Below are 22,039 nucleotides of genomic sequence, written 5' to 3' on the forward strand. Positions count from 1 at the left end.
TTATATGTGCAGTGTTATTTTGTACGAAAAAATGCGAAATTATGTTAACTTTTTACCACTCTAATTACCTATGTGTTACTAATCTTTTGTATATTCATGTACACAAAAACAACACCTACAGGCATTCTTTAACTCTAGGCAGCCTTATGTAAAAGAAACCTTGAAGAGCAAATACCCAATCAAGGTTCATACCCTATTAGCTCAAAAAATTCGGCAACTGATTTAACCATTCTTCAAAGTTATCAGCATCTTTTTCAATGTTATTATGCTCATGTGAGTAATAATAAACACCTGAATTAGGACACTCGTTTGAAAGAAGGCAAAAATAGTCACCATTACCCACACTATAAAATGGGATTAACTTTTCCTTCCATCCGCCCTGTTTCATTTCATAGTCATAAGTAAATTCAATAGTATCATTTCCGTTTTTTTTTCCATGAGAAACATTCAAGATGCCCCCTGGAAATGAATATTCAGACATTAAATCAATAAAAAATCTAAATTCCATTGGAAATTTACACTTGTACTTTTTCTCTATTCTTTCCCAATCACTTGCCGTAGGAATATCTAAATTCTCGAATTCCTTATCTAAAATGCTCGCTAATAAATTTGCAATCTCTTCTCTCTTCACTAATTTATCCCCCTTTAAATTCCCTCTCCTGGAAGTATATACTCTTTTCCTCTTTCTTTATAATATTCTCTAATTTCCTTGGTTATTTAAGAAGGAGTTAACTGCGAGGGATTATCATGACGTGTATGATTTCCTTCTCCTCTATGAGTTTTTTGTTCTAATTCATCTAATATTCCACCATTTCTAACAGGGATTTGTTGTCTATGATGTGCTTCAATATTTTTATTACCAGCGTCTTTTTAGTGGTTGGTCCAATTCCTCGACGCATTCTTTGGACTTCTTCTATTGTTTTCGGCTCATACCTTATAGGAGGTACATACATGGGTGGATCTGGATTTGGGTAATTTGATGGACTTAATTTATCGTTACCCTTACTCTCTGTCTGCTTTTTATCTGGTTCTTTATTTTTTTGCAGTTTTTATTTTGGAGTTTTCCCATCTAAAGACTTGGCTACCGATGTCGAATTTTTTGATGTATTTTTACTGCCAGCTACGAGACCAGATGTAAGTTTCCCGCCTCGTACAGCTCCTTTGACTAAACCTCCGCCAAATACAGCCGCAAATCCTACGCCTCGCTCCCAAGTTTCTAGCTTGCGATTTGTGAACATTTCTTTTCCGGTGGCAATCTCAATTTCTGCTTTTATATTACCAACTACCGAAACAAAGTCCAAAATTGCCGACGCAGCACTCTTATAGCCGCCTTCTTTAAAGGCAGTATAGGTGTGAGCAACTTTCCCCGCCACTTTTGTCATGAACTTTTTCGTGTCTTTAACGGCTGCCTTTACCTGCTTGCCGGCTTTCTTAACAGCTTTCTTCGTCTTTTGAGCGGCTTTTTTCGTTGCCAGTACACTCTTCTTCGCCACTTGCTTGACCTGTTTAACCATTTTACTTTTAGACAGGTTGTTCGCGGTCTTGCGAGCTTTCGTATATACTTTGCTGAGCTTTTTCTTCGCCTTTTTTGCTTTCTTTTTGACTTTCTTTTTGGCGGAACTCGCTGCTTCTTTGGCTAAAGTAATGTTATCATTCGCTTTAAGACGATTGGGTGATTGCTGTGTACTTCAATGCCCGTTTCTTCATGAAGTTTGAGATAGATAAGTAAATAAAACAGCCAGTAATCGGGGTGAACCGCTAACTGGCTGTCAATCAAAAATGTTATTGTTGCATTCAATATATTAGGCTAACTTAATCTGTTGAAATTGTCACATGCCAAATTAAGTATCTCCTCATATTCCTTTTAAAAATAACTAGACTTGCGAGCGCTAACCCATTCTTAACCAGGTCAAATTGAATGACCCCTTACTCCATTAATCTGTATCTCTATTTTCTGGAAATAATAACATTCTGAAGAAAAAATAAATTTAATTATAAAATTGTATATATCTCTCGCTTAAAGGGATATTTTCATTTCCAAGTAATTCAACCTGTAATAGTTTTGTTTGATTTACTAATTCCGAAATAAATAAAGCATAATAATCACCAGTAGTTGGATAAGAAAATAACCCATATCCTTTTGATGAAATAATTTTGTTTACCTCTTTAATCTTGTCGGGTAAAAACTCATATTCGAATTCACCAAGTTGCTCAAGTTCTTCTTGTGAAGCGAGCTCTATCTTATGCTTAAATTCGTAATCTAAAATATAATTCACAATCTCATAGTTTTCTTCCCCTTTATAATCAAGAAAAAGAAACCTTTTAGTTGCCATCCCATATTCTAAAATCCATGCATGGGGATCAATTACTTTGTCTAAATCTTCCTTGGCGTTCTCCAAGTTTTCCGTCTTATTAAAAATGATTGATACGATTTCTTGAAATTGCATTTTGTTTCCCTTTCATAAAAGCTATTTTAGTTTTGAAAAAGTTCCCCATATTGATTCGGAATATAATCCGGATAATTCTTCCTATAAAAACCATCTATAAGTTTTAAAAGAGGGTCCCATTCAGGATATGGTTCTGGATCATTCATTTTCATTTTCGCTTCAGGTGTATTCATTAAAAAATCATCGAATTCTTCTGGAACAGGTAATCCACGTTGTTTCCTTACGAAAAGTAAAAATAAAATTTCATAAGGGTAAAATCCGTAGCCAAAATCCCCAAATTCAATAGATTCTCCTAGCTCAGAAGCTAAAACAGAATGATACACAGACATTTTATCAGTCAAAATTTTAATTTCATCTAGCTGAGGTGTTTCCCAATGTTTTAATACTTCAGTATAGACATCTAATTCTTCCGGTATTAAACCATATTCTAAATCCATCTTTTTAAATTGTTCTCTCACAGCCTTATGAAGGTTTTGGTTTGTTCCAAAGATGGTTTTATTTCGGAACTGCAAATAAAGCTCCAATAAAAACCATGTATGTTTGTTCCAATTATTTGCCTTCATCCAGCGGCTATCAAAATGATCTACTATAAAATTAAATAATATAATCTCTTCCTTTTCCCATCCAAACATTGTGAAATGGATTAAGGTCTTAATTACGTCTTCAAAAGTATATTCGACAAACATTTTGGGATATCTACTTTTATAAAGATTTTGTACCATACATTGATGAAATATTACCATCATTATTTTGTTTAATTCAACTGAATTTTCTCCATGATTTACAAGAACATCCCTCTTCCATTTAGAAATATTATATGATTCGATTGAATCTAAATCTATTAATAAAATATGGTCCTTTTCAATCTCATTCAAATTCACAATTTGAGTAATTCTATTAAAACTTTCTAAATATGTCTCTTCTACATCCTCAAACTTTATTCCTTCAACAAAATTTTTAGTATATCTTTTATATGATAATTGTAACTTTTTAGTATTTAACAATATGTTCACCTCTATTAATCAAATTTTTTATTCCAATCCTTAACTTTTAATTCTTCTACGCCAAATCCTGTTTTCGTAATTTTAATATCTGTTTCTACCCTTATAAAATCAAATTCTAATCCTGGGTTTTCTCTCTGTAGCTTTCTATATTGCTTCTTAAAATCAGAATATCTAGAGTCAGTACTATTAAGCATTTTCGTAAAGTACTCCTCACCACCGAGCTTTTGTTTATCGGAATAGATAAAATTCGCAGCGTCTGAAGCTTTTGATTCTAACATTGTTAACTTAGGTGGCGGTCCTTTAGATAAAAATGTTCCATCAATACCGTTCCTACCTACTTGGAACAACTCTGATATATCTTCTCCTAATTCATTCTTCTTTGCTACTATTTTCGATACTTCTTCTCCAAAATCCCCTTTATCATGGGAATAATATTTAGTATTATCGATTTTTCTTTCATAGGTCTTTGCCTCCACCAAATTATATTTTTTGGTTATATTATCTGGTGTATCAAGTTTGTTTGCTAATTTATTTCTTTCACGTTGTAATTTCTTTATTTCATCTTTATTTCCTTCTTTTCTTAAATTAGCTATTTGTTGATCTAATGAATTTAGGTTTTTTTCAATACTTTTAACCTGATTTGTAGCGTTCCCTTTGCTTGTAGTTGAAGGCTTTGAATTATTAGATGGGGTTTGCTTAGGTCCCTGCCCATTTTTCTTCCCACCGGTAATGATGCCAGATGCAAATCTACTGCCACGTACAGCTCCTTTGACTAAACCTCCGCCAAATACAGCCGCAAATCCTACGCCTCGTTCCCAAGCTTCCATCTTGCGACCTGTAATCAGGTCTCTTCCGATGGCAACTTCAATCCCTGCTTTAATATTGCCCACTACTGGGATAAAGTCAGCAATAGCCGAAAGGGTTTCTTTATAACCGCCTTCTTTAAAGGCGGTGTAAGTGATGGCAACTTTCCCCGCCACTTTTGTCATGACCTTTTTCGTGTCTTTAACAGCTGCTTTTACCTGCTGACCAGCCTTTGTGACAGCTGTCTTCGTCTTTTGAGCGGCTTTTTTCGTTGTAAGCACAGCTTTCTTCGCCACTTGCTTGACCTGTTTGACCATTTTGCTTTTAGACAGGTTGTTCGCGGTCTTCCGAGCTTTCGTATACACTTTGCCGAGCTTTTTCTTCGCCTGTTTTGCCTTCTTTTTGACTTTCTTTTTGGCGGAACTCGCTGCTTTTTTGGCTTTTTTCGCTGTGGATTTGACCGCCTTTTTCGCTTTTTTCGCCGTTGACTTGGCGACACTTTTTGCTTTTTTTGCTGTCGATTTCGCTGCTTTTCCCGCTTTTTTCGCTGTTGATTTGACCGCTTTCTTTGCTTTCTTCGCTACATCTCCGACACTTGGGATACTGCCGAGAAAACTGGCTGCCTTACCTAAGAATCCTTTGCTTTTTCCCTTCTTCGCCATTAAGCACCACCCCCTGCGAGTGGGATCATGCCTATGACGTCGAGGCCTTGTTCGAAGTCATCATCATCATCATCATCATCATCGTCTTCTGTCGTTGTTGAGATAGAAACTGGCGCTTTAATCGAGCCATCCATTTCTACGATTTGACCTTGAATATCGGTGATGCCATCGAGTACAAGACTGCTAGATCCGCATGTAAAACGGAGAGATTCACCTGCGCTCATGGCGATCGTTTTCCCTGAAAACGTGATGTCATCACTGGCTGTTAAAACGATCGGATGGTTGCTGTGGACTTCAATGCCCGTCTCTTGATGTATTTTGAGGAAGGTTGCCCCTTCCTTGGCGGTCACGACTACCGATTGGGGGTCTAGCTTGAATTCTTTGCCACGGGGGGTGCCCCAGTAAGCAGTTTTCGGGTCGGCTGTTTTTGGATTCGTATTGCCGCTTTTTCGGATACTGCGGCGGACAATCGCTGTTTCCTCCCGATGATTCGGAAAGGCAAGCTGCACGGTATCATCGATCTCAGGTGGACAATAAAACCCGCTATGCCCCTCTGCCGTGTATAATGTCGCCAGTGGGAACCAGGTTGCCTCTTCCTTCTTTTGGCTTTCATCGATGGCAAGATGCAGACGAACCTTGTCCTGCTTGACCTCCAACACTTTGCCATCAAGGGATGCGCCTGGAAGTAAAGGTGCGTTCAGTCTGCCTTGACGAATGCCTGCCTCTGTCACTAAATGATATTCATAGGTAAGAACGCCCTGCTTCATACAAGCCATTGTTTTAGCTACAATGAGCTCCTTGTTTTGTATACGTACACGGTCCCCTACTAACAGCGGCTTTTTCGCTTCGATTACATACGTCACGCCATCTTTTTCTTCCATCGGGTGTTCTAAATCATTATGCGCAGTATGTAAATAGATGGAGCGATCCTTCGTAATCGTATACCAATCATCCGGTAGCTCCTCAGCACGTCCGTCGGGTAGACCAAACCATAGCTTCGGCGTATCGGCATCTACTGCTGGTACGAGTACAGTCCGAAAATGAGACGCCATGCGCTTCAAAAACTGCCAGTCTGTCTCCTTATATTGTAATATAAATTGCTTGAGCGGTGTACCCTTTGAAGCAACATCAATGACATCCGCACCTGAATAATTGGCAAGCACTTGGTCAAGCATTCCCGTATACGTCATTTTATCGTTTTGGAAAGAGCGAGCAATCTTCTTACAATCTAAGCGAAATGTAGACGATATCGCTTCTAGCTCGATTTGATAAATACCTCTCACCGTTCGAATGGCCATTTCTGTTATTTGCCCTTTGAAAAGACACCGAACGCGCTGTCCATCCTTTGTTTGATAGAGCTCGATTCTATCGAAACTGCTGGCAAGCTGCATACAACGATCTTTCTTGTCCTCGGGGATCATCCCCGTAATCGACAACCTTGCATGGTCATTGACAGTATGAAACAGGCTGAGATCATGCAACGTTTGGACATCATAAGGGGATACGAGTTCAAGCTCGCCGTACCCAATTGCTTCCTCATACGTCTTCACATGAATTCCCTTCTTTCTTTAGGTGATGAGGTCTATTCCTGACCATCATCTTCGACTTTGATTGTCCCACTATAAAGGCACATATTGATGCATATATTGATAAGTGCCGGAGACTTCTCCACCAATTGATCATCTTTTCCGTTAATCCAGGGCATTGTCACGACAGGTGTACAAGGTACTGGTGTAAGAACGCCATTGTTCGCTGCTGTTGCTGCGGCTACGGCTGGATTTGCAAGTGTTTGACATAAACCAAACGGCTGAATATTGATATGAGGCTTAAAATCCATAATGTTCATTTGAGCCTTGTTCTTCGTATATACTCCATGACTGAAAGGCATCGCTAAAATACTTGTTTGATCTCCTTGAGAGCATGAAAGCGTTGCACCAGCAACCACATAACTTCGCTGATCACTCCCTTTTGTCTGCATTTCATCTGAACCTGATTGCGTCATCCCTACCCACTCCCTTCTAATCCCTTACTTTTTATTAAAATACAAAAAACTCAAATTGTTGCTCTTGCCCTTGTTCGAATAATTCAATATACATAATTTTTTCATCACGATCCTCAAACTTGCCAATAGAAATTTGTACTACTTGTTGTGAATTCTCGTCACCTATCCGATAGAAATGACCGTTCCATCTTCCAGTAATCGTTTGCTGATCCGAAGCAACTATTTCCTCAACATACGCCAACTCACCTACATCACTATGAATGGTGTTCCCATCCTCGCTAATCGTTAGCTCCCTGACAATTGCCGATGATGGATTAAGAATAGTAGGCTGTTCATCCGCTCTCGTAATGGTAATCTCGCTTTCACCAATTTTTCCAAATTGCAAATGTTGATCAGCTTGGAGCAAAAAATCGTATTCTTCTTCCGTTAGTCCTAGCTTTTCGTCATAAGGAAATGCCTCCCCCTCCTCCAAACTTGCAAGTGTCTCAGAGTACCACACTTCATTTTCAGCAATAGCCATCTGCATCTTTCCTGTAATTTTTTCCATCTTCCCACTCAATTCTGCTGTTAATCCTAACGTCATAATATCAGCTGGATATGTTCCCTCTGCAAAGATTTTTGAAAAATTGGATTTACTAATATCCATTTTCGCACTAGCTGAACTTTCTTGTACCTCTCCGTCTACCTCTTTGTTAACTTGTTCAGTACTATCAGATCCACAGCCTGCCAGTACCAATGCTGCCAAAATTACCGGTATCCACTTGCTTTTCATATTGCTCTCCCCGCTTTCAAATTTTCCATGACGATTCTACATCAAAGCTTTAGCTACTAAACACCTTGTTCCATGTACCTTCTGTTTGTACTTTTACTAAACGAACACCTCGAAACGCTCGGCGTAGTAGACTTTCTGCAAGCTCGATATTAATAATCAAATAATCTTCTCTAATACCTTCAATTTTAAAAATAGTATACGGGGCAGCTAACGCCTCATCAATAACGAGCTTTTTCAACGTCCCGTCCCGATGGAACTCGGTTTGTGCTGACAAACACGCTAATTTTGGTGGGATAATAAGCCAATAGAGTACCTGACTTAACTTGGGCATATCCATTAAAACTACTGATTTGAATGGTAATTGTGGTTCATATTTCTCTACTAATTTTTTAATAGGGTCTGATAAGAGAGCGATGGGCTTTTCAATAAAGTCTATATAGTCATTCGTGCTTTTATCCAGTATTGGGAATTGACGATCCAGCTCTTCTAACTCGTCCATTCTTTCTTCTGTTAAGTACTCTCCTTTGATCACCTTAGATATGCCAATTGGTTCTACAACATTTGAAATCCGGTCATCCTGAGATAGGATATAATAGTTCACCTTTTAACCTCCTTTTCTCAATACATCTCTACTTCCAAATGACGGTAGCCGATTGGAATGGATCAAGCTTCAGATGTTCTCTAGCTTCTTTGGAAAATATAGCTTTCTCTAAATTTGCACCTGTAAATTGCGCATTTTTTAAATTTGCGTTTAAGAAACAAGCTCCTCGTAAATTTGCCAACTCAAAATTTGCACCTTCTAAATTTGCACCTGTAAAACGGACTGGAAGGTATCCTGGCATTTCCCAAGTCTCTCTATCAGCAAGTCCACTTGCCCCTTGTACTTGTTGGAAACTAGCACCTTGAAGTTCTGCTTGTCTAAAATCTGCTTCATAAATACTACTAAAACTTAAATCTGCTTCTATTAGATGGCTCTCCTTAAAATTAGCGCCAATCAGCTGACAATCTCGCATTTGACTATGTGATAAATTCGTTTTTTGGAAAAACGCATAGCGTAAATCTACATTTTCATAGTTCCCAGAAGATAAATTTAAGTGACTAAATACTTCATATGGATATTCTTCTTCGAGCTTTTGATTAAGCCACATCTTGATTTCTTCCGTATCCTTCTGTGAGAAATCATCAATATAAACAGCTTCACTTATATCCATGTACTCGCCTATACGAATTTCTACCGTTTGAGCTCTGTTCAATGCTACGTATTCTGGGCATCTAATCATATCAGCAAGCGCATACCTCACGAGGCTAATTACATACTGATGAAAATGAGTAGCTTCTTTTATCTTGATTTGTTCAATATCTGATTTCGTAATCGCTCCCATAAATGTCTTACTATACAAATATAGCTCTTCTATGAATTGTTCTAAAAAACGAAATGCCCAGTTTGCATCATAAGTAGCTAGAACGGGATGCATGTCAAAAAACCAATCCTCATCTGTCCCTTCAACTATATAAATATGACTGCCTTCCAATAGTTCCGTGCGCAACATCGAAAAGGTAATATGTCCTATAGCCCCCTTCTGTTGTTGTGACTGCTGCTTTTGCAACTGGAGACAAATGCTTTGAAAAGATCTTTTGAATTGTTGTGCAATCTCCTCTTTAGAAGCTTGAAAGAAATCTTCTAATGCCAATAAATAATTCAACCGTCTTTTTTCTACTTCTTTTTCATAGAAATGCTGTAAAACTCCCTCAGCTTGCATATACATCGCTCCCTTATCTTCGTGAAGAACTTTACAACTCCATTCACTAATTGGCTTTGACTTCTTTTCCGAAGATTTCGACACTTCCATTCATGATTATTTTACTTTCTTTACATTTTAAAGAAATTTCTTCCTCTGCAGATAAAAAAATTTTCTTACTTGCATTTACAGAAATATCCTCTTCTGAAATCAGCTTAATTTCCTTTTTACTGAAAATTTCAATACCACTGTCTTCATTCAGACGAATATAAATATCCCCATCCTGTGCCGTAATGACAATTTCAGTGGGACTCATTTTAATTTCTTTACCAAAAGCTGTCCGATAATATTTAATAGAAGGATCATCTACTTTATTCGTTTTGCTGGCTTCCAAATCTTTGCGAATCGAACTGCTCGCTAGGCCTTCTTCTTCCTTAACCGATGGGAAATATACATGGACATAATCATTGATTTCAGGCATACAATACCAGCCACTATGCCCCTCCGCTGTATAAACAGTCGAGTAGAAAAACCAATGCGCTTTTGATTTGTCTTGTGACTTATCAATATTAAGATGGACTTTTATATGGTCTTTTGCCACCTCTAGTACTTTTCCTTCAAGCGATAAACCAGAAACAGCTTGGTTAAAGACTTCACTTTTGTTCATGCCTTTTTTTGAAGATAGCGTATAAATATGCTTGAGCAACCCGTCTTTCATCGATGTATGAGCCTCATATACATACAAGGTTTGTTCACTAAAGGATACATGATCGCCAATATTTAAAAATTTGTCCGTTTCAACCTCATAATAAATAAAATCATTTTCTTCAATGCCTTCATTACCGTTCTCTGTATATAGTAGATATTCAGCTAGTTTTTTTCTTGTTGTATAGTGATAATCTTCTAGTTTCCCTTTTGCACTTCCAGCAGGTATTCCAAAGTAAAACTTTGGCTTATCAAAAATCGTAGCAGGAACTAACCCTGTATTAAAACGAGATGCGAGTCGTTTCAAAAATTGCCAATCTGTTTCTCGATATTGCAGTGTAAACTTGTCCAACTTACTTCCTTTAGTGGCTTCATCAATAATATCAATCCCTGGGTAAGGTTCTCCTATTTTTTTAAATAGTCCTTCATAAGTTAGGTCTTTATCTTGAAACGAACGATTGATTTCTTTTATATCTAAGTGGTACGTATTTGAAGCAGCTTCAACTTCAAGATAGTAAATCCCCCTAACAGCACGCACTTTAATAGCTAAAATAACGCCTTTAAAGAACGGAATCGGATTTCCCTCATTATCAAGCTGATTTACCTCAATTGCAGCATTGGCTTCCGTCATTTGAACATATTTATCCTTAACATCCTCTGGCACAACCCCTGTGAACCAAAGTGTTGCATGATCATTCATTTTCTTCGTTAACGAAAGCTCTTGCAGATGTATGAGTTTAAAAGGTGACACTTGTAAATTATGATAAGCTGTTACTGTGAGACTCATAGATTTGCACCTCCATTGATGTCATTACGAACAAATTTCAATGTATCCATCATCGCTTGCGCAACAGGACGCCACTCTTCGACATCTTCCTCCATACAATTGAATGTCCCAATAAGTGCTTTTCCATCTATCGAAGCGAAGAACATCAAATTATAAATATCCCCATCCAGCGCTGGTGTTATAATTTCGAAAAAGCCGATATTTTTCCCGTCTATTTCCTTACTATCATTGTCGAGCCATTCTGCTGTGGGCTGTGCTTGCTCTAATACATCTGCCATATTTTCTTGAAATTCCGCGATTTCCATCTCTGTTACTGAATGTGTTGTCATATTAAAAGCAAGGTTGATTGTTGACGATTCATCCGTATAAATCAAGTTAGGTCTTCGCTCAGATGGATATTTTAAAGATGCCAATTCAGGAAGCATTATTGTAAAGATTTCAGGCATCCGTAAAGTGACTTTCCCATCTAGAATACTTTGATCGATTATTTGAATTTCTTCACCAGCAATTTCAACAAACGGCTGGTAAATATCTAGCTCTTGTTGTGATTCATTTAGAGTAACTTCCGCTTCTTCCTGAACAGGTCTATTGTTTTCACGCATCTCATTTCTTAGTGCAATGATTCTTTCATCTAAAAATTTCAATTTGTCCCCCACCTTCTTTAACGAATTTTTATAACAAACAACCATTTTTAATCAACGATCATACGTTTGGAACGTCCATAAGTTAGCTCTGAAGATTGTTTTTTTCCACTTGATTCTAATAAAATTCGACTTAAATACTTATGAATTTGCACATTCGTATAATCTTTGAACTCCAAACCTAATCTGTTACTTACATAATATAAAATCGTATCACGCTGGATTCGATCTTCATTTATACAAGAAAAGGCAAAGCTTATATCATAGGCGTTCGTAGGTCGATTATTTAAAAGCTCTCTTGCAAAATATTGCAAAATGATTGGATGATACGTACTTTTTTGAAAACCAGCATATTGACAATGAATGTAATTGAATGTGTTATATTCCGTTGCAAAATCAAGGAAGTCTTCGTGCTTTGAACGTAACCTCGCACCTGATTTTAATTTGAATCGACCTAGTTCTAATTCATTACTCGCTACTTCACTAAACTCATCAAGTACAATAGTTGCTGTAAAACAATTAAAATCGAGCTCAACAATTTCCTCTTGAAACTTTATTTTTAACATTGTCTCTTTTCCGGTAGCATGATAAGGAATTACATAATTATGAAGGAGGAGATAAAGTCTATTTTTATGCTTGATAATTCCTTTTGTAATAACAAGCGTATCTTCCTCAATAACAACTTCTACCCCCTCAATAATCCCATCTGAATAATCTTGGAAATATATATCGAGAAAGTCCCTTGGGTAATCTCGTAAGTTTTCCAACATTTCTCGCTTTAAAATTCTCCCTTTATGAAAAAGTGGATATTGATTGGAAAACAATTATTTCTTTCATCCTCTCTCATTTGCTTTTTGGTTAATATAACGGACTACTTTAATCCATCAAAGAAATCCAATTCCGATAGATCTGGTTCAAAAGCAAAAAATTCTTTTTTTCCTAAAAATAACTGTTCATCGATTCTAGCCACAGGTACAACATGGAATCCCCAATTTTCTTCAGCAAAAACGAAAAATTTCACTTCGCCATTTTTAATGTAATCTGTTTCATTTTGGGGAATGTTAGCCTGATAATACGATGCAATCGTCTCGTAAAGTACAGGTACATAATTTTCTTTTCTATTGAAATAAACATATTTATGCGAAGTATTATATTCACTGTCCCTTAAGTAAAATTCAACTTCTATAACTCCCCATGGTCGAGAGATAGAACCGTGAATCTGATTTAGACGTTCTAAACTGCTAATGAGTAATTTTTCCTGACGATTATGTGTGAAAGCACTTACTTCATAAGGTACAACTGGTGCCTGGTTTGTAACATTCATTTCAATCGTGCCAAATTTTTTCGCATTCAGATAACGTAACGCACCTCTTAAACATGCAAGCTTCAATTCTGCTACTTTTCCGAAATCATCGGCCTTTTGTCTAAACTCAATACTACGTCCAGGTACAAATTCCTTTAACGCTTCTCTAAACGCATCGATCTTACATGATTGACCAGTCAGTTTAATGATAGAATATTCAGCGAGTTCTCCGTTCTCATAAAACTCTTCTAAAAATATCCTTACTATATCGTAAATATCAGCCTTTATTAGATGATTGATTTCTTTAATGTTGAAAAAAACATTTGGATAATCATATACATCTTTGAATTGGCTATTTTCCCATAGCGACAAATACCAATGTTCAACAGTTGTCACGTTTATATCACTGTCATGATCTAAATCATTTTCTGAATAGAATCGACTTCTTAGAATACCCGTCTTCCTAAAGAACTCTTTCTTCATCCCTTCAGCCATTTCCCATAAAAAATAATAATTATTTCTAACACGTAAATATTCATCACGTGTCCTATTTTCAAATTCTTTAAAACGCGTAGGTATAATATGCTCTGCCTCAGCAAAGGCTGCTTCAAATTGTTCATAGACTGCTTCAACACCAAATTCATCTACATGTCTATAAATATCTTTACTCGGTATATCTATTATTACATCAATGTCATATGCTTTTTTTCCACGACTATAATAATTGGCAAAAACAATTTTCATGAATTGAAAAATACGATATGTAATGTTGTTTCCGCCAAAATTTGTATCTCCATTTTCATATGTCGTATTAATATCTATTTTATAAGAGATATGCCCATCCTCTATACGGAATTTACAAGAGGAAAGATCCGTTGTTCCTCCTCCACAATCAATGACGAGTGCTTTATACTCTTTACCATCAAGAAAACTATTATTCTCTATTTGATTGGCAATCGTATTATAAAGGACCGCCATCCCTTCATCGAGGGCATACTCAGACTCAATCTCATATTCAGGTAAAATATCATTGAACATATTAATAAATTGCGTCTTTAGCTTGACTGGACTTGAAATATGTATATGTTTGAAACGGCATTTTAACTGGTGCTCTGCCATCCGAATAATATACAGTATGAATTCTCGTAAAATTTGACTTCTTGGAACGAGTGCCGTGTTCCCATGCCCATCAATAATTTCTTCCAGCTTATCGTAATTATTGACCCATCTTTTTATACTTTGAAATTTTGTAGCAAGACTTGTATAGCTATTTTTTTTCATAATTTTTAATGCTTCATAGCCATAATAATAGCTTACTTGATCGGGATTCGAGCAATCTGCTACGCTCATAACGGTCGGCACTACTTCTATCCATTCATCCTCATTCATCGGATCTTGAAAGGATACAAAGTTAATGCTATTTAAATGGATTCTTTGATTTAATAAATCATGGCTGCATGGTGAGGAAACATAATCACTATCCAAATAAGCACCAGCCGTCGTATTTGTTGTACCAAAATCAATGGCAAGAATTGCATTTGTTGTTTCTAACTGCTTGATCTCTAAATCCGGTATGGGAATTTTATAATAGTGAAGATTAGTAGGTGGAAGTGGATTCTCCTGATAGTATGTTTTATATATGTACTCCGAATCCTGCTTTCTTAAGAAAACAAAACTATAACTCTTATTTGTCGTCTCTCTAATCCCTATTTCTTGATCAGCTGTAAGATAAAAAAGATTAGGGTTTTGATGATTTCTTAATAGATTAAGGATTCCGCACAATTCAAGTTCTTCATTAATTAGTAATACATTCGATTCCACAAGTCGACCACCGGTTTCTACATAATATTGGTCAGCTTTATCTATCTTCATGCCTTTATAGATACTCATTTTTGCGGGGACCTTGATTTCTCCATTATCTGAGAGCACAGTTTTTAAATGTTTTTTTAATGCTGCTTCTACTCGGTCGAAACCACCTTCCTTTTTCTCTAAAATAAGGAAAGTATCATCAATACTTCGGTATTTTAATATTGTCGAAATTAACATATCTCTTGTAAGATTATTAATCAGACCTGTGACAAGCTTTTCTTTATAACATATATTTCTCAACTGAAAAGTTGTCATCTCCATTAATTCCGTTTTTGTATACATCATATATTTCTTATCAAGGTGTTTTTTGTTAATATGTAAATTATATGAATATTTATTCAAACCTAAATCCACCTCCAAAAGTCAGTAAGTAACTATTCTATCTAATTTCATTGTCTCTTCTACATCAATAATGCCAAAATGATTTTCCCAATAAATCTCTATTTGAAATCCAATTGGCAAGAATGTTTCTAGAACTAATTGAACCTTTTGTTGAATCTGGTCATATTTCTTTTGTCCAAGATAGACAAGTAATTCATCTTTCTCCTCTGATTTAACATACAAAATACAATCTTTAAAAAGTCTCTTCATTGTATCTTTTAACAGAAAGAATTCATCGCCAGTTTGATATAGTCTTATAACATTTAGTGCAATTATCTCTTTCTCTTGTTTAGTAAATAATTGCATTTTATCCCTAATACTTTCACCAAAAATATTCGCTTCAATATCTCGTAATAAAAAACGTACAAAAAACTCTTGTTTATTCATTCCTTGCTTACGATCAATTTCCGCTAAAAAATGAAGCAACAAATCAAGTAAACTTTCTCTTAATTCCAGCTCTTCAATATTTTCAGGATGAAACAAATTTTTAAAAATATCATGATAGCGATAATAGGGGTTTACCTCTACTGACTTTTCTACAAAATCTGCATTTATAAGTTCCGGACTAAGCTCCATATATGGTGAATACGTTTTCGCAAGATTAAAATAGATATCTTTCTTCGATAACCCCTCGTTTTCAGCCCTAATTAATAGATCCCATATATAATTCATACCCAGGCCCCTTCACACTTATATTCAAAAAAGTGTCTTTGCACCTCTGAAACAAAAAAGTTTAAAATATCATTCGAAATAAAGCTTTTTTCTTCTTTCGCTTTAAAAAGTAATAACATTACTTTTTTCCCACTATGCTCTCCAATAGGGTCCATTAAGAACGGATTCATCGGATTATAAAAGCTTTCTCCTTGAAACTCATTTAATATTTTCACATCTACAAGTTCCATCTTTTCCGCGGCTTCAAAAGTATTAACGAGACGAATAATTTCTGCTTTTGTCTTTACACTAACCATATATTTATTTGCAAATTTGTTCATGAAGCTATCTACTCTCCGATTAGAGACGACCTCATAATTAAACTCTCCAATTTTATCCTTGTTGATTTCTGTAATTTTCAGGAGCTTCCATAGTCCTGATTTATCTTGCGGTGAAACAATTGTCAATTCATTTTCTAAACGCTTTATATAGCGGATGTTCTCTCCCTCCACATCCACAAGGTAGCCATGTTGACTTCCTGTCTTTCTAATAGAAAGAACGTGCTCATAGTTTACTTTATCTAATGCAGGAATTGGAAAACCTATATTCTTTAATTCAAGCCTTTCAATATTCCATATCGGCACCATATCTAATCGTTTTTTATTTTCAAATTCCTCTAAATTAATAGTGAATTCTTTTATTTCAGTATCTGCATTCAATGATGGACAATCTACTAAAACAACATCATAAAACTTATGGATATATGGGTTATTAACTGTTTTCCAATATAAACCGTTCACTAAAAAAAGTTGGTATAAATGACTTATTTCCCGTATATAGGATACATTTTTTTTGAGATTTACCTTTACCTCTACTACTTGCCCATCTGTAGTATGAAGCTGTCCATTAAATACTCTTTGTTGTGCATCCAATTGTTTAAGTTGTATCGAATCACACTGTAAAAATATAGTGAAAAATGGGATAGGTTGATTTTTACTAAACGAATCTAATACTTCTTTCATATCTATTTTATGTTGTTCAAGATTGGCTGGTATGATTGGGAACAAATAATCATGAATCGGATCAACTTCATCCTTTGAACTCAACGTCACGTAAATATCAGTTTTGCTTTCCCGATCTTCAATTTCATTGAAAATCCGATTCTCTAGCTTGCTGTTCATCTCTTCTTGATAATTAATTAAATTTACCAATACGCCCCCTACGATATCTTTTAATAGTTGACGTTGCTCAAGGTTTTCTATTTTGCGTAACCGTTCAAATATTATCTCTTTCATCATTCTACCCCCTCTTCTTTAGAATCCTGATTTTCTTCTGTCACTTCATCAAGAGGGAATCCAGCTTTATCGTACATTATTTCAGGTACTTCTACTAAAGGGGGGGGATTTAATTTATCATTAGCATTCATAATTTTACGTTCTAGTCCTAACACCTTCGCTATTAAATTTGTTTCCTGATAAATTTCTTGTGCTATTGTATAGGATTCAACTGCTTTAGAATATTCTTGACGAGCATAGCTTTGATCTCCACTTTTTTCTAAACCTTCTGCTCTTAGTTCCTTCTGTGCTTTTTCCAATTCAGCGATTTTCCCTTCAGTTTCTTCAATTTTCTGCTTTATAGCGGAGTCGCCACTAAAGGAAATTTCAAGTGCTTGTTTTCTAGCTTTTTGATAAAACTCAAGCGCATTAGTATAATCTTCTGCTTCAAATTTAAAATCGCCTTTCTTTACAGCCTCTAGAATTTGTACAATGGAGTCCATATCGGTAATTTTCTGTTCAATCTCTTCTTTACCGAAATTGCCTATTATTTTTCCTTCTTCATTAGCTTTTTCATATGTCTCCACCGCTCCTGAAAACTCCCCAGCTTCTGCTGATTGATTTCCATTAATGATTAGTTGCGTTACCCTTAATTTTTTTGCTAATAAATTTCTATGTACTGGATTTTTTAATTTCTTAGCGGCATTTCTGCCCTCACTATATTCCATTAAAGCATCTTCGTAATTACCATCTTGAAAATGAAGATTCCCCGTTTTTTCATGCTCAATCATTTCAGCTGATAATTCAGCCATTGCTTTTGCTTGTTTAGCTTGATAGAAAATAGTACCTCCACCAACAACCAGAGCTAATAACATTGTAGCTACTATAAGTTTAAGATATTTCATCTTTTTCTTATTGTTCTCTTGATATACTTTATTGGTAAAAATAGTAGCGATTGTATAGTTATTCACTATTTTCTTCTGTCTACTTAAAAATACCTCCTCTAGCACATCCACGTACTGCTCCGGCTCTTTAGCATTCTCTAATGCGTCAGCCATTTCTATTTCACTTACTTCTTCCCAAAATCCTGATGTACAAAGCAATAACACATCGTCATCCATCAACTTGATTTTCTTTGAAACAACTGGTTGAAAGCTATTTGGTTTTCCAAGATAATTTAACAGATTACTTCTCTCTTCATGTTGACTTATATCGATTGCATAATCCCTTTCATAAGCCCATTTTTGTGCTAAGCTCTGATCGCTACTTTTATAAGATAGTGTGCCATTCCGAAAATGATACACCCTTGAATTACCTGCTGTTGCACAAATCATCTTTGAATAATCTGATACTACGATGACAATACTTGCTTTCAATCTTACTCTTAAACTCTGTGCTTGTAGCAAGTGTTGGGCATTTTTTAAATACTTTTTGATTCTTCTTCTTGACATAGATGGATTTTCTATAAACTTTTCTAGTATTCCTTTTGCTGCCAATTCAGCACTATTAATCTCCTGATCGGAATCTAATCCTTTTACGGCAACCCAACAAGCTACATCATCGAGTTCTGTATATGCAAAGTAATCCTTATTTTGCATATAGGAACCTGCCTCTGACAAAAAAGCAGTTTTAAAATTACTATTTTCCTTTCGCATATCGTTCCTCCTTATTCGCTCAAAAATAGATAATCAACCAGTCTTACTACCATTTTTTCTCTAAAATTAAAATGGTCGCATTATCCTGATTTTTTAAGCGTTTTTGTTCAACTGTTTTGATAGTGTTTTGAGCAATATCATAAGGAGATACTTGCTGAGAAAAAATATTTTCCATTTCTATTTCTGTCAAGCTATCGTATATACCATCGCTAAATAAACATACTTTGTCTCCCTTGATTAACTTAATCGGTGTTTTACCGATATCTAAATTTTTAAATCCTTCGTACCCTAAATAGTTAATTAATCTTTTTTTAAAGGGATTTTCTTGAATTTCTAATTGGGAAATCTCCCCCGCTATATAACGGTCCTTTAATACTGATTCAAAAATATGTTTTTGATTAATAGCTATAAATTCTCCATTTCGAAATATTGAAATAACACTATCTCCTACAGCTCCCCAATATAAATGTCCATTTTCATCAATAATAGCAGCCACTAATGTAGTTCCTCCATTGGAACCATTGAGATTTTGAACAATTCGATTATTACTATGTAAAGCTGTCGTTTTAAAAAAGGAATCAATATTTTCAAGGTTATCCAGTTTCTTAAATTCTTGAATAAATGTAGTTACGGCAACAGTACTTGCCATTCTCCCGTTTGCTAACCCACTTATACCATCAGCTAACACAGCAATTGTTCCATGCTTAGTCTCTTCTGTTGAAAAATAGTCATCTTGTTCTTCCCGTCTCCCTATCGTCTGACCATTTCCAATTTCGATTTCTTTAGTTTCTACTAAATTTACAATAATGTTTCTAATTAATAGTAAGCATAAAAGTACAAAGATGATTCCAAGTACGATTATGTATGGTACTAAAGTTTGTTCCATTTCTCGCTCATTCCTCGCTCTGGTTGTTTTCCCATTCAAAATGAATTCCACATAGTGGGATAAAAAGAAACTTACTCATTCCCAGTTGTATAACGTCGTATGCTGCTAATTCTATAGGCGTGTATACTGCCTCATTATTGAGGTATGCTAATCCTGAAGCATCTCCTGGAAGTAAAAAGAAATTCCTTTTTTTAGGGTCGTAAACAATAACCGCATGATTACGTATAGAAATGGTATTATCACCAATAATCCTAATGTGCATATCTTCTGATCTTCCAATAAAGTTTTTTTCAGCTAATATTCTATAGTCACGACCCATTTGTGCCCCTTCAATACAAACTAACCACCCTGTGACAGGATCAACCCCATCCATCTCACCTAAGTAGGGCATTGTTTTATCATCTTCTACACTAACAAGTGGATGACTATTTACTTTTGCTTCCTGTTCAACCATCACATTACAATATGGGCAAACATTTTTATGTCTTCTTGAACTAAACATATGGCCATTTGTACATCTAATCAAACTCATCTACTATTGCTCCAATCTATGTTACAATCTTAGTTTCTTTTATCTTACTAAAATTCGAGTATTTGCTATGTATATTGTATCTCCAACATTTATGCGACAAGGGATGCCTTGTTTCAATCTAATTTTTACACGTTTATCAGCTTTTTTAATCCCTACCCCACTCACAGAATCAATATCTTCTATGAACCATGCATTTGCTACACAATTTAATACTGCATGCTCATAGTTGATGAGGGATTCATACTCTGTACCTGATAAATCTATTCCAACTTCAATTTCTTTCGAACTTTTTCCAATTACTAAAGATGTTTTTCCTTGAATGAGCCATTCTTTTGTTGTTTCTCCCATTTCGCCGAGCAGCACCATTTTTTGGATAGCTAAGTCAGTCCTTGTATTGACACTATCATTAGGAACATACTTTACTAAGCTATAAATAATAGCTATTAGGCACAATGCTGAGCCAAATATTATTTTTAAAAGAAGCTCTTGATTTACTATAAATACGTAAAAAAAAGCAATACAAGAAATGATAAAAATTGTGAAATCTAAAATTTTTATCATCATTTTTTTATTCTCACTTTGCTTTCCCACACGCTTAGTAGATTGAAATTTCATGTCATACACGATATAAAACTCCTTTCCTCAGACTTTCAACTAAAGGTTTATTAAGAGCATTTACCGTTTCTTATTTGTAAAAAAACGATCAAATAAATCAGAAGTATCCAATGGATTTTTCTTTATAGATTGGTTATTTAACGACGATGTTTCTCTTGTCTTAGGATTAAAACCAAAAAATTGTTCAAAATTCTTTTCAATATTATTCATATTAAACTCATAACTTTTTGCAGAAGGCTGTTTTCTAGTTTTGTTGACAGGGTCATTTTTATGCGTTCCACTTCGATTAGCTGAATCTAAACTAGCATCATATACATCTCTAGTAGTAGAGTCTTTTAGCACTGTGTATGCCTCTTGCACTTCTAAAAATATTTTTTCGGATTCCTTGCTGCCATCACTCACATCTGGATGATGCTTTTTTGATAATTTTCGATACGCGTGTTTTATTTGTTCTTGTGAAGCGTTTCTACTAATACCTAAAATCTCATAGTGATTTTTCATAATATTTCATCCTCATTAACTATGAATTATTCAAAATTATCTAAGGAACTATACAGTTCCTTAGATAATTAAAAGAAAATATACTAGAAAAAAATATTAGACAGCGTAGCCGCCTTCAATTTTCGCCAAGTCTGTTTTGTCTTTCTTCTGCTTAATAAAAATGAAGAACTCGCCAATCCCCTCAGTGTCTCCAAATCTTTCTGTATAATCGACAACAAACGCATTTGGGAAATCAATTTTTCTAACAACTTGATCAGCAGCGATAACTTCTAATGTTACTTTACGGTAACAATCTGCCTTTTCCGCAGGTACTAAAGACCACAGTGCCAGTTTCATCGTATCATCAGAATTGTCACCATCTGTTGCTGTAAGAATTTTCCCCTTCACTTTTAAAGTTGCACCAACATCTGTAGATCGAGCATTAGAGTCGTCTGGTGTATCCGTTTCATACTCAACCGATATAATACTTTCTAATCCTAATTCAATTGCTTCAGAACCTTCTACTTTTAATACAAAACCCATTCTTATTCCCTCCAAATTGTTTTATTATTTGAATCATCAAAAGAATCCCTTGGTAGCATTAAACTCCCCATCTTGACGCTTTAATTTCCCAATAATCTCTTAGCATCTACTACAATCAACAGCAACTAAAGTTGTTTTACTCATTTGTAGAAAATAAAACCTTTTTTCATAGTTAATTGTTAGAATGAGGAATATGTACTTTCTACCAAATTAATCTTTAGGGTAGATTCATATTTATGTTAAAAGATTTATTTAGTAATAAACCTTAAACACACATCTCATAATGT

The 22,039-nt window shown here is 35.4% G+C and carries 22 protein-coding genes; all 22 read right to left on the minus strand.

Annotated features, from left to right (window positions below; all coding sequences use genetic code 11):
* Positions 1–196 precede the first annotated feature (196 nt).
* The 22 genes from ACQKIH_RS09630 to ACQKIH_RS09735 all read right to left on the minus strand — a co-directional run bounded on the left by ACQKIH_RS09630 (position 197) and on the right by ACQKIH_RS09735 (position 21,752).
* Positions 197–631: an SMI1/KNR4 family protein gene (locus ACQKIH_RS09630; protein WP_427765470.1), complete on the minus strand. Its 435-nt coding sequence runs from the start codon at positions 629–631 to the stop codon at positions 197–199.
* A gap of 418 nt (positions 632–1,049) precedes the next feature.
* The gene (locus ACQKIH_RS09635; RefSeq protein WP_427765472.1) at positions 1,050–1,514 is read right to left on the minus strand and encodes a pre-toxin TG domain-containing protein; all 465 of its coding nucleotides are present in this window, start codon (positions 1,512–1,514) and stop codon (positions 1,050–1,052) included.
* Between the two features lie 474 nt (positions 1,515–1,988).
* Positions 1,989–2,447: a DUF6630 family protein gene (locus ACQKIH_RS09640; protein WP_427765474.1), complete on the minus strand. Its 459-nt coding sequence runs from the start codon at positions 2,445–2,447 to the stop codon at positions 1,989–1,991.
* 26 nt (positions 2,448–2,473) lie between these two features.
* Positions 2,474–3,451, minus strand: coding sequence for a hypothetical protein (locus ACQKIH_RS09645; RefSeq protein ID WP_427765476.1), 978 nt, complete (start codon positions 3,449–3,451; stop codon positions 2,474–2,476).
* 14 nt (positions 3,452–3,465) lie between these two features.
* Entirely contained in the window at positions 3,466–4,917 is a 1,452-nt protein-coding gene (locus tag ACQKIH_RS09650) for a pre-toxin TG domain-containing protein (protein WP_427765478.1), read from the minus strand.
* Entirely contained in the window at positions 4,917–6,467 is a 1,551-nt protein-coding gene (locus tag ACQKIH_RS09655) for a phage baseplate assembly protein V (protein WP_427765481.1), read from the minus strand. The genes ACQKIH_RS09650 and ACQKIH_RS09655 overlap by 1 nt, the downstream gene beginning before the upstream one ends.
* Positions 6,468–6,499: 32 nt before the next feature.
* Positions 6,500–6,919 carry a DUF4280 domain-containing protein gene (locus ACQKIH_RS09660; RefSeq protein WP_427765483.1) on the minus strand — a complete coding sequence of 140 codons (420 nt, stop codon included), beginning with the start codon at positions 6,917–6,919 and terminating at the stop codon, positions 6,500–6,502.
* 34 nt (positions 6,920–6,953) lie between these two features.
* Complete coding sequence (locus tag ACQKIH_RS09665; RefSeq protein WP_427765485.1) at positions 6,954–7,691, minus strand: hypothetical protein; 738 nt, start codon at positions 7,689–7,691, stop codon at positions 6,954–6,956.
* Positions 7,692–7,740: 49 nt separating this feature from the next.
* A complete protein-coding gene (locus tag ACQKIH_RS09670; RefSeq protein ID WP_057982544.1) occupies positions 7,741–8,292 on the minus strand; it encodes a hypothetical protein in 552 nt (183 codons plus the stop codon).
* 28 nt (positions 8,293–8,320) lie between these two features.
* Positions 8,321–9,535: a pentapeptide repeat-containing protein gene (locus tag ACQKIH_RS09675; protein ID WP_427765488.1), complete on the minus strand. Its 1,215-nt coding sequence runs from the start codon at positions 9,533–9,535 to the stop codon at positions 8,321–8,323.
* A complete protein-coding gene (locus tag ACQKIH_RS09680; protein ID WP_427765491.1) occupies positions 9,498–10,922 on the minus strand; it encodes a hypothetical protein in 1,425 nt (474 codons plus the stop codon). The genes ACQKIH_RS09675 and ACQKIH_RS09680 overlap by 38 nt, the downstream gene beginning before the upstream one ends.
* Positions 10,919–11,566 (minus strand): hypothetical protein, encoded by a 648-nt coding sequence (locus tag ACQKIH_RS09685; protein ID WP_236706682.1) that lies wholly within the window; start codon positions 11,564–11,566, stop codon positions 10,919–10,921. Before ACQKIH_RS09685 ends, ACQKIH_RS09680 begins: the two co-directional genes overlap by 4 nt.
* A gap of 47 nt (positions 11,567–11,613) precedes the next feature.
* A complete protein-coding gene (locus ACQKIH_RS09690) occupies positions 11,614–12,387 on the minus strand; it encodes a hypothetical protein (protein WP_057982534.1) in 774 nt (257 codons plus the stop codon).
* Positions 12,388–12,434: 47 nt separating this feature from the next.
* Entirely contained in the window at positions 12,435–15,077 is a 2,643-nt protein-coding gene (locus ACQKIH_RS09695) for an Hsp70 family protein (RefSeq protein ID WP_427765494.1), read from the minus strand.
* Between the two features lie 21 nt (positions 15,078–15,098).
* The gene (locus ACQKIH_RS09700; RefSeq protein ID WP_083493561.1) at positions 15,099–15,794 is read right to left on the minus strand and encodes an iron-dependent peroxidase; all 696 of its coding nucleotides are present in this window, start codon (positions 15,792–15,794) and stop codon (positions 15,099–15,101) included.
* The gene (locus ACQKIH_RS09705; RefSeq protein WP_427765497.1) at positions 15,785–17,062 is read right to left on the minus strand and encodes a normocyte-binding protein; all 1,278 of its coding nucleotides are present in this window, start codon (positions 17,060–17,062) and stop codon (positions 15,785–15,787) included. Before ACQKIH_RS09705 ends, ACQKIH_RS09700 begins: the two co-directional genes overlap by 10 nt.
* Entirely contained in the window at positions 17,062–18,696 is a 1,635-nt protein-coding gene (locus ACQKIH_RS09710; protein WP_427765500.1) for a PP2C family protein-serine/threonine phosphatase, read from the minus strand. The genes ACQKIH_RS09705 and ACQKIH_RS09710 overlap by 1 nt, the downstream gene beginning before the upstream one ends.
* A 46-nt stretch (positions 18,697–18,742) precedes the next feature.
* A complete protein-coding gene (locus ACQKIH_RS09715) occupies positions 18,743–19,582 on the minus strand; it encodes a PP2C family protein-serine/threonine phosphatase (RefSeq protein WP_057982528.1) in 840 nt (279 codons plus the stop codon).
* Positions 19,583–19,589: 7 nt separating this feature from the next.
* Positions 19,590–20,114 carry an FHA domain-containing protein gene (locus ACQKIH_RS09720; RefSeq protein WP_057982526.1) on the minus strand — a complete coding sequence of 175 codons (525 nt, stop codon included), beginning with the start codon at positions 20,112–20,114 and terminating at the stop codon, positions 19,590–19,592.
* A gap of 39 nt (positions 20,115–20,153) precedes the next feature.
* Entirely contained in the window at positions 20,154–20,729 is a 576-nt protein-coding gene (locus ACQKIH_RS09725) for an FHA domain-containing protein (RefSeq protein ID WP_427765677.1), read from the minus strand.
* 60 nt (positions 20,730–20,789) lie between these two features.
* Positions 20,790–21,230: a J domain-containing protein gene (locus ACQKIH_RS09730; RefSeq protein ID WP_427765504.1), complete on the minus strand. Its 441-nt coding sequence runs from the start codon at positions 21,228–21,230 to the stop codon at positions 20,790–20,792.
* Positions 21,231–21,326: 96 nt separating this feature from the next.
* Positions 21,327–21,752, minus strand: a complete 426-nt coding sequence (locus ACQKIH_RS09735; protein ID WP_057982523.1) for a hypothetical protein — start codon at positions 21,750–21,752, stop codon at positions 21,327–21,329.
* Positions 21,753–22,039 lie beyond the last annotated feature (287 nt).

Source organism: Solibacillus cecembensis (assembly GCF_050272495.1).
Lineage (GTDB): Bacteria > Bacillota > Bacilli > Bacillales_A > Planococcaceae > Solibacillus > Solibacillus cecembensis.

Bases quoted from the DNA above. Each gene is read 5' to 3' on its own strand.
- ACQKIH_RS09635 (WP_427765472.1), bottom strand. From the start codon at position 1,514: ATGGTTAAACAGGTCAAGCAAGTGGCGAAGAAGAGTGTACTGGCAACG.
- ACQKIH_RS09640 (WP_427765474.1), bottom strand. From the start codon at position 2,447: ATGCAATTTCAAGAAATCGTATCAATCATTTTTAATAAGACGGAAAAC.
- ACQKIH_RS09650 (WP_427765478.1), bottom strand. From the start codon at position 4,917: ATGGCGAAGAAGGGAAAAAGCAAAGGATTCTTAGGTAAGGCAGCCAGT.
- ACQKIH_RS09660 (WP_427765483.1), bottom strand. From the start codon at position 6,919: ATGACGCAATCAGGTTCAGATGAAATGCAGACAAAAGGGAGTGATCAG.
- ACQKIH_RS09665 (WP_427765485.1), bottom strand. From the start codon at position 7,691: ATGAAAAGCAAGTGGATACCGGTAATTTTGGCAGCATTGGTACTGGCA.
- ACQKIH_RS09680 (WP_427765491.1), bottom strand. From the start codon at position 10,922: ATGAGTCTCACAGTAACAGCTTATCATAATTTACAAGTGTCACCTTTT.
- ACQKIH_RS09705 (WP_427765497.1), bottom strand. From the start codon at position 17,062: ATGAAAGAGATAATATTTGAACGGTTACGCAAAATAGAAAACCTTGAG.
- ACQKIH_RS09710 (WP_427765500.1), bottom strand. From the start codon at position 18,696: ATGCGAAAGGAAAATAGTAATTTTAAAACTGCTTTTTTGTCAGAGGCA.
- ACQKIH_RS09715 (WP_057982528.1), bottom strand. From the start codon at position 19,582: ATGGAACAAACTTTAGTACCATACATAATCGTACTTGGAATCATCTTT.
- ACQKIH_RS09720 (WP_057982526.1), bottom strand. From the start codon at position 20,114: ATGAGTTTGATTAGATGTACAAATGGCCATATGTTTAGTTCAAGAAGA.
- ACQKIH_RS09725 (WP_427765677.1), bottom strand. From the start codon at position 20,729: ATGAAATTTCAATCTACTAAGCGTGTGGGAAAGCAAAGTGAGAATAAA.
- ACQKIH_RS09730 (WP_427765504.1), bottom strand. From the start codon at position 21,230: ATGAAAAATCACTATGAGATTTTAGGTATTAGTAGAAACGCTTCACAA.
- ACQKIH_RS09735 (WP_057982523.1), bottom strand. From the start codon at position 21,752: ATGGGTTTTGTATTAAAAGTAGAAGGTTCTGAAGCAATTGAATTAGGA.